At 65.2% G+C, this 8,085-nt stretch carries 4 protein-coding genes and 5 pseudogenes; 7 read left to right on the top strand and 2 right to left on the bottom strand.

What is annotated here, in order from left to right:
- Positions 1–92 precede the first annotated feature (92 nt).
- Positions 93–264: pseudogene (locus AC07CM_RS49615) on the top strand (transposase family protein); the annotation flags it as partial.
- Positions 265–410: 146 nt separating this feature from the next.
- Positions 411–1,616 (top strand): cytochrome P450, encoded by a 1,206-nt coding sequence (locus AC07CM_RS49610; protein ID WP_478883167.1) that lies wholly within the window; start codon positions 411–413, stop codon positions 1,614–1,616.
- A 171-nt stretch (positions 1,617–1,787) separates the two neighbouring features.
- On the opposite strand, the pseudogene AC07CM_RS49605 reads toward AC07CM_RS49610, so the two are convergent.
- A pseudogene (locus AC07CM_RS49605) lies at positions 1,788–2,626 on the bottom strand (IS5 family transposase).
- Between the two features lie 285 nt (positions 2,627–2,911).
- On the opposite strand from AC07CM_RS49605, the gene AC07CM_RS49600 reads away from it, so the two are divergent.
- The 4 genes and pseudogenes from AC07CM_RS49600 to AC07CM_RS49585 all read left to right on the top strand — a co-directional run.
- The gene (locus AC07CM_RS49600; protein ID WP_478883166.1) at positions 2,912–4,618 is read left to right on the top strand and encodes an IS1182 family transposase; all 1,707 of its coding nucleotides are present in this window, start codon (positions 2,912–2,914) and stop codon (positions 4,616–4,618) included.
- A gap of 220 nt (positions 4,619–4,838) precedes the next feature.
- Positions 4,839–5,009, top strand: coding sequence for a hypothetical protein (locus AC07CM_RS49595; RefSeq protein WP_478883165.1), 171 nt, complete (start codon positions 4,839–4,841; stop codon positions 5,007–5,009).
- Between the two features lie 15 nt (positions 5,010–5,024).
- A complete protein-coding gene (locus tag AC07CM_RS49590) occupies positions 5,025–5,846 on the top strand; it encodes an IS110 family RNA-guided transposase (RefSeq protein WP_478883164.1) in 822 nt (273 codons plus the stop codon).
- 364 nt (positions 5,847–6,210) lie between these two features.
- Positions 6,211–6,372: pseudogene (locus tag AC07CM_RS49585) on the top strand (IS1380 family transposase); the annotation flags it as partial.
- Between the two features lie 193 nt (positions 6,373–6,565).
- Here AC07CM_RS49585 and AC07CM_RS49580 read toward each other — a convergent pair.
- Positions 6,566–6,715 (bottom strand): annotated as a pseudogene (locus AC07CM_RS49580) (ATP-binding protein); the annotation flags it as partial.
- An 80-nt stretch (positions 6,716–6,795) separates the two neighbouring features.
- Between AC07CM_RS49580 and AC07CM_RS49575 the strand changes: the two are divergent.
- Positions 6,796–7,870, top strand: a pseudogene (locus AC07CM_RS49575) (IS630 family transposase).
- Positions 7,871–8,085 lie beyond the last annotated feature (215 nt).

The raw sequence follows: 8,085 nt of genomic DNA, 5'->3' as shown, positions 1-8,085 counted from the left end.
GCCTCCGGCAAGGCAGTTGACTCCTACCACCGGCCTACGACCAACCCGACCTGCCGTCAACCCACACCACCACCGAATTTAACGAACTACCGGTATCGGCAGGTCAGCAAGCCGTGAACCGATCCCATGCCACGATCCGTGCCCGTGTCGAACAGGGCATGGCCACCCTCAAAAGACTGGCGACTCCTCCGCAACCTGCGCTGCTCGACCACCCGCATCACGGGCCTCGTCCAAGCCGTCCTTACCCTGCATCACGTCAGCTAACCGCAGGTTGAAAGAGCTCACTGTTTGCCGCGGCCGACCGGTGGGGTCCAATTTTGCGGATATGGCTCTAGAGTCAAGTGGTCTCCATCGCCATACTGCTGCTTTTGAGAGCCACGGTTCTAACAAGTGAGCCAACACTGGAGGCGATGATCCTCATGATTACGGCAGGACAATCCGGCAAGGACCGGACGATCGACCTACCGACGGTGCGCACCGACGCCTTCGATCCGCCGGGGCTGAGCGCCCTACGCAAAGGATCCTCGATCACCCGGTTGCGTTATCCAGACGGCGAGCTCGGCTGGTTGATCACCACGCATGCCCTAGCGAGCGCAGTATTGATCGATCCTCGGTTCGGAGTACCGGTGCTTCCTGAAGTTCAAACTTCGGGCAAGTACCCGGATCTTCCTGCCGACCGCGAGGAAGCTATGCGTGCAGGGTCCTTGCTGGCTCTAAACCCGCCTGAACATACCAGGCTACGCCGAATGCACATGGGTTTCTTTACCGTAAGTCGGATCAGCAGTCGGCGGCCGAGCGTCGAGCGGATCGTTGCCGCTCGGCTCGAAGCGATCAAGTCCTCCCGCCCGTCCGCAGATCTAGTCACCGACTTTGCCTACCCTGTACACGCCGCTACACTCTGTGAGTTGCTCGGCTTCCCCCTGAGCGACCTGGCAATCTTCGACCGGCGCCCACAGACCGTCCGGGATCGAGAGACAAGTGGTCTAGAGGCTCGCGTTGCGATCCGAGAGTTCGTCGACTATATCCGGGACGCTGTCAAGCAGAAGCGAACAGACCCAGGCGACGATATGTTGAGCGACCTGGCCACCACCACGGACCTCACCAACGACGAACTCGTCGGTGTTGCTAGTTTGCTGTCTGGCACTGCAACTGCCAACATGATCGCCCTGAGCATTTTCGCGCTCCTACGCGAACACCAGCTGTGCACTTCACAGGCGGCAACGTCTCAGGGAATCGAAGAGCTTCTGCGGTACATCACGGTGTTCCAGCAAGGTATCGAGCGTCGAGCACTGGAAGACGTCGAGCTGAACGGTGTGACGATAGCGGCTGGAGAGCGTGTCACGGTCTCGCTGGCGGCGGCGAACCGTGACCCCGACCGTTATCAGGATCCGGACCGGCTTGACCTCTCCCGCGACACCAGCGGTCACCTGGCGTTCGGCCACGGTCGCCACGTCTGTCCGGGCCAACACCTCGCGCGCCTAGAATTGCAAGTCTCGCTAACCTGCCTGCAGCAACGACTACCTGGCCTGAGGCTCGCCGTCTCACCAGATAAGGTGCCTTTCTATAGCGGTGAGCACCGCGTGTACGGCGTACACAGCCTGCCAGTCGAGTGGTAGGCAGGTGCCATCAGATTGCGTGCGGATCGCGAATCGCGCGTCGGGTATGGAGCAATTGTCGAGAATTGCGGTTCGGGTGACGCGTGATCAGGCAGCGGCGGTCTCCGCGCCCTCGACCAGGATGCCGTTCTCCAAGAGGGTGTTTGATCTAGATGGATTGCCCTTTATCCCCTAGTAAGTTCCTCGCCAGGTGGGTGTCGTCTCGTCCGTTATGCGCTTGGTGAGGTTGTCGATCGAGGCGACGTGGATCATGGCTTCGGAGCTGGCGGGCAGGGTCTCGTAGTCTCGGACGAGGCGCCGGTGCATCATGATCCAACCAATACTTCGTTCGACAACCCAGCGCCTTTTGACAACGTGGAAGCCGCGAACTCCTGGGTTTCTGTTGACGACTTCGACGTCGATTCCGAGGCTGGCGCCGTGCTCGATGACTGCGTTCTTGAAGCCGGTGTCGACCCAGCTCTTGGAGATGTTCGGTAGGTCTTCTTGGCCTGGTTGAGGAGCTGGATTCCGACGGCGTTCTCGGACAGGCTCGCGGCGGTGACGGTCACGGCGAGGATGAGGCCGATGGTGTTGGTGAGGATGCCCCGTTTCCTGCCGACGATCTTCTTGGCGGCGTCGGTTCCCTGGCTGGTCAGGGGCACATTGGTGGAGGTCTTCACGCTCTGGGTGTCGATCACGGAAGCGGTCGGTTCGGGCTTGCGTCCTTCCTTCACGCGGGCCAGGCCGGTCAGGTCGTAGTTGAGCTGGGTGAGGATTCCCTCGTCGCGCCAGGCGGCGTAGTAGGCGTAGACAGTACCGAAGTTGGGGAAGTCGTGCGGGAGGTATTTCCAGGGGATTCCGGTGCGGTTGATGTAGAGGAGTGCGTTGAATACGTCGCGCAGGTCAACCTTGGCCGGCTGCCCGGTGGGCCTGCGGTCGAGCCGAGCCTTTCTCCAGGCCGTCAACGTCGGCTCGAGTAAGGCCCATCGGGCGTCGGACAGGTCGCTGGTGTACGGCTTCCGTTGGCTCACGCCGTAGCGTGATCATGGATGCGGGTGGACGGTGCTGTTCCGCTGCTGCTGGGCGTTTCTGCCTGATCTTCAAACCAGACGGACTTCGCGCATGAGAACCGGAGCAAACGGGCGGCCAAGTTCACAGTGCGATGGACATGATAGTGCGCGCATGGGGCAAACACCTCAAACAAGACGGACGTGAAAGTCACTTATCGACACAGGCAGCCTCTAAATGCCCACTTAGACCCAATGCCGTGACTCTGTTGGTGATGTTGTCCGGGGCGCTGACGATGGGGCCGTCGGATGGTTCGCTGGAGGAGTGCGGGGTGGCCTCGGGTCTTGGGGTGTGGGGCAGTGTCGTTACGGCCGAGGAGTCTCCAGAGGATTCCGCTGAGGACGGTGCGGACAGCGCGGGCGGCGTGCCCGAAGGGCACTCCGGCGATGCTCATCCGGGACCGGCTCGATGTCCTGTTTGAGGACGATGCGTTCGTCGGACTGTATCCCTCCGACGGCAAGCCGGGGCTGTCACCCGGACAACTCGCGCTGGTGTCCGTGCTGCAGTTCGCGGAGAACCTCTCCGACCGTGCCGCGGCGGATGCGGTCCGTACCAGGATCGACTGGAAGTACGCGATCGGCCTTGAGCTGGAGGATCCGGGGTTCGACCACTCGGTGCTGTGCGAGTTTAGGGCCCGGCTGGCCGAACAGGACGGCGCCGCCGACCAGTTGCTGGCGCTGATGCTGGAGCGCCTGGTGGAGGCCGGGCTGCTCAAGGCCGGGGGCCGGCAGCGTACCGACGCCACCCATGTGCTGGCCGCGGTTCGCACACTCAGCCGTCTGGAGCTGGTCGGGGAGACACTGCGGGCGGCGCTGGAGGAACTGGCCGAGGCCGCCCCCGGCTGGCTGACTCCGCTGATCGAGCCCGAGTGGGCCAAGCGGTACGGGCGCCGGGTGGAGATCGGCAAACTACCGGGCGGGAAGGCGGCCGTGACCGCCCGGGCCGAGGAGTTCGGTAGGGACGGACAGAAGATCCTCACTGCCGCCTGGGCCGCCTACACCCCGCCCCACCTGCGGCTTCTTCCGCAAGTGGAGATCCTTCGCCAGGTCTGGGTCCACCACTACTACTGGGACGCAGACGGATGTCTGCGCTGGCGGGACGGCCACGCCCTGCCGCCCGCCTCGCTGCGGTTCGACTCCCCCTACGACACCGACGCGCACTACTGCGTCAAACGGGACACCGCCTGGAGCGGATACCGGACACATTTCACGGAAACCTGCGACGAAGAGCTCCCCGAGCTGGTGGTCCATGTCGCCACCACCATCTCCACCGTCCAGGACATCGAGCTGACCGACACCATCCACGACGAGCTCGCCGAGCGGCACCTGCTGCCCGCCGAGCATGTCGTCGATTCCGCCTACATCTCCCCGGCACGGATCGAGCGGGCCCAGCGGGTGCACGGCATCACCCTCCTCGGCCCCGTCCCCGCCGACCACAGCAGGCAGGCAAAGGCCGGTTCGGGCTTCGGTAGGGCGGTCTTCACCATCGACTGGGACAACGAGCAGGCGATCTGCCCGCGCGGGGCCACGAGTGTGTCCTGGACCGAGCTGAGGATGAAGGCAAACACCTATCTGCAGGCCCGGTTCGCCGAGGCAGATTGCCGGTCCTGCCCCGACCGCACACAGTGCACGTCCTCCGCGACCCGGCCCCGCTCAATAGCAGTGCTGCCCCGGCCGCTCCATGAGATCCAGACGCGAAACCGGCTCGACCAGCAGACCGAGCAATGGCAGCGCCGCTATGCGATCCGTGCCGGCATCGAGGCCACCCTTTCGCAGAACGTCCGGGCCCACGGGCTGCGACGTTCCCGCTACCGCGGCCTGGCCCGGACCCACGTCCAGCACGTCCTCACCGCGATGGCCTGCAACGTCGCCCGCGTCGCCGACTGGATCGACACCGCGCCCAGAACACGACGCCGGGCCACACACTTCCGCACCCTGTGCCCAGACGCCGCATGACCTGCCCAACATCACCAACAGAGTCATGCCGTTGTTTTAGGCCTCGGACGTGGGTTCCTGGGTAGTGGTCCCGGGGGGTGGTTCGGGTGTCTGCGTGCGTGTCTGAGTTATCGGGCCTGGGGCTGTTGACCTGACTCTATGAGGGCCGGGCCCCCTTTCCCGCACAGCCCGGTGGATGCTGGTTTTGGGTTCCCGTTCGTGCTCGGAAAGGAGGCCCTCAATGTCGGTCTACGTCGGCATCGACGTCCACCGCAAGCGCTCGCAGATCGCGGTTGTTGATCACGGCGGTGCGGTGCAGGTGAATCGGAACGTGCTCAATGGGGTCGAGACGGTGCTCTCCGTGATCGGGGATCTTCCCATCGGGGCCCCGGTGGCCTTCGAGGCCGCCTAGGGCTGGGGCTGGCTGGTGGAACTGCTGGAGGACTACGGCTTCGAGCCGCACCTCGTACACCCCCTGCGGTGCAAGGCCATCGCCTCCGCCCGGCTGAAGAACGACAAGGTCGACGCGGCAACCCTTGCCCAGCTGCTGCGCGCGGATCTGCTGCCGGAGGCGTGGATCGCCCCGCTCCAGGTCCGCCAGCAACGGGCCCTGCTGCGCCACCGCTGCCAGCTGGTGCGTCTGCGCACGCTGCTGCGCAACCGTGTCCATGCCGTCCTGGCGGACCACGGCTGCGACCGCCCCGGCAGCTACTTCACCGCTCCGGGGCGGGTCTGGCTGGACGGTCTTGACCTGCCGGACGCCTCGCGCCGAGTGGTCGACGATCTCCTGGTCCTGATGGACGCACTCAAAGAGCCGATCGACGCCCTGGACCAACAGATGCTGGCCCAGGCACGTGGTGATCCGCGAGTCAAAACCCTCACCCAGCTGCCGGGGGTGGGCACGCTCACCGCGCTCATCATCGTTGCCGAGATCGGTGACATCAGCCGCTTCCCCTCCGCCCGCAAGCTCACCGCCTGGGCCGGCCTCACCCCAACCGTCTGCAGCTCGGATCTGACCGTCCGGCACGGACACATCTCCAAGCAGGGTTCGGACTGGCTGCGGTGGATCTTGTGTGAGGCTGCCCAGACCGCAAAACGCTCGCCGGAGTTCGCCGCCTCCTACCAGTGCCTCGCCCGGCGCCGGGGCAAGAAGATCGCCACCACCGCGATCGCCCGCCGCCTGCTGGCCCGCGCCTACCATCTGCTGCGCGCGGCCGAGGTCCCACACGGCCGGCAGGGGTCCCGATGACAGCAGCCGATGACAACCGCCAGGGGCGGTCACAGACCCCGGGTGAGCTCGCATTTGCCCATGAGACGGGCCGTCGCCCGTGCTCGATGACCTGACTGAGCAGCCCGGATCCCCGAACCACGGTCATGGCGCCAGGCCTGCCCGGCCAGACGCCGAATGGGTGGATGTGAGCCCACTCCGCCAGGCCATCAGCACATCGGGGACATCAACGACCCCACCCCTGAACATTCGTGACGCTTCCTCGCTCCCGACAGCAGCGGCCCCCGCACGGCGGAGCCCTCCCGGACAAGCACCAGGAAGACCCACAAACACAGGCGCCTCGGCACAGAACATAACCGGCGCCCTGGCCTCCGCCTTCCACGCCAAAGCCACCACCGCCACCTTGCGCGCCCACCTCGTTCAGGTCCCCGCCAGAATCGCCCGCTCAGCCCGGCGCCTCACCCTGCACCTACCGCAGCGATGGCCCTGGCACGACGCATGGACACAACTGTTCAACACCGTCCACGCGCCGCCCGAGACCCCCTGACGTCACTGACCACCCCACCCGCCAGGGCCCGACCGGAACCGACACGTGGAAAAGCTGGGCAGACCAGCGGATACACCCCGCCCGAACTCAGCCGACAGCCCGAGACCCCACCCCGAAAGCCCTCGAAGATCATTTAGAAACCGCATCGGTGGATCAAGGCTAAGTCGACCACGAGGGCACTGGGGCGGAGTTAGCTGGTGAGCCTGCTGATCAACCGGCCTTGTTCCTCGGCGGCCTTGAGGTGTCGGACCATGTCGTCGAAGCTGGTGAAGTAGATCGAGTAACAGGCCCGGCAGTCCGCGACGGCCAGGGCGACGGAGATGTGGGTCTTGCCGACCCCGGGCGTTACTGATCTCGGCTCGTTAGGGTGATCTTTGCTGAATGTGCTGATGTGGGTGTCGTGTTGTCGATAGTCCGTGGTGTGTGAGATATGCGGATGGGGGCGGGCTGACGCCTGCAGCACGGCGGCGCCGGGAAGTGGTGCGGATACAGGCGGCGGAGCTGTTCGCTCAGCAGGTCAAACCGCCCGAGGTGGCCCGGCAGCTGCGTGTGAGTGTGAAGTCGGCTTACCAGTGGCAGCAGTTGTGGCGGCAAGGTGGTGGTGACGCGCTGCTTTCGCGAGGGCCGAGCGGGGGCCGGTGTCGCCTGTCACCGCAATGTCTGGAGCAGCTCGCCGGGTATCTCGAGCAGGGGCCGGCCGTGCACGGCTGGACCGAGGACCAGGTGTGGACGGCCGCACGGGTGGCCACGCTGATCGGCAGGAAGTTCCACGTCTCCTACAGCGTCTCGGGCGCCACGAGGCTGATGCGCCGGCTCGGTTTCACTCCACAGATGCCCGCACGGTGGCCGAGCGCGACGAACAGGCCGTGACCGGCTGGAAGGAGGCGACCTGGGTGGAGGTAAAAGGGCCCGGGCGGCCTGCAGGGGCTACATCTGCTTCGAGGACGAGGCGGGCTTCACGCGCAGGCCGCCCAAAGGACACACCTGGGCCCGACGAGGCCACACCCCGGTCGTCACCGTAAGCGGACGGCGCTCGGGACGCCTGTCGGTGGCCGGGCTGATCGCGATGCGGCCCGGTTCCCGCACCCGGCTGTGTCACCGCCTGCTCACCCACCCCGCGGGCAAGGGCACGCGCCGCAGCATGAGCGAGCGCGACTACATCGCTCTCCTGGACGGCGTCCACCAGCTGGTGAAGGCACCCATCGTGCTGGTGTGGGACCGACTCAACACCCACGTCTCCAAGACGATGCAGGAACTGATTGCCGAACGTGAGTGGCTGACAGTGTTCCTGCTTCCTGCGTACTCGCCCGATCTGAACCCGGTCGAGGGCGTGTGGGCACACGTCAAACGGAGCCTGGCCAACCTCGCCGTCGTCACCCTCGACCGTCTGGAGAAGATCGTGCGCAACCGGCTCAAACGCCTCCAGTACCGACCTGGCACCCTCGACGGGTTCATAGCCGGGACCGGATTGCCCCTGGATAGCCTCTCAGCACCCTAACGAGCCGAGATCAGTATCGGTAGTTCGTTAAATTCGGTGGTGGTGTGGGTTGACGGCAGGTCGGGTTGGTCGTAGGCCGGTGGTAGGAGTCAACTGCCTTGCTGGGGGCTGAAGATGACCGCTCGCCGTCCGTGTCCGCCCGCGCCGGGGCCGTTGGAGGACTACGCGGCCCGGTTCGACGACCTCTTCTTCAGCCTGGCCCAGCGGCGAGGGTT

This window comes from Streptomyces sp. NPDC044061, assembly GCF_056434305.1.
The sequence above is the reverse complement of the archived record's forward strand: the minus strand, read 5'-3'. Positions and strand labels throughout refer to the sequence as shown.

Excerpts from the sequence above, each read along its gene's own strand:
- AC07CM_RS49600 (WP_478883166.1), top strand. The coding sequence starts at position 2,912 with ATGGTTCGCTGGAGGAGTGCGGGGTGGCCTCGGGTCTTGGGGTGTGGG.
- AC07CM_RS49610 (WP_478883167.1), top strand. The coding sequence starts at position 411 with ATGATCCTCATGATTACGGCAGGACAATCCGGCAAGGACCGGACGATC.
- AC07CM_RS49595 (WP_478883165.1), top strand. The coding sequence starts at position 4,839 with ATGTCGGTCTACGTCGGCATCGACGTCCACCGCAAGCGCTCGCAGATC.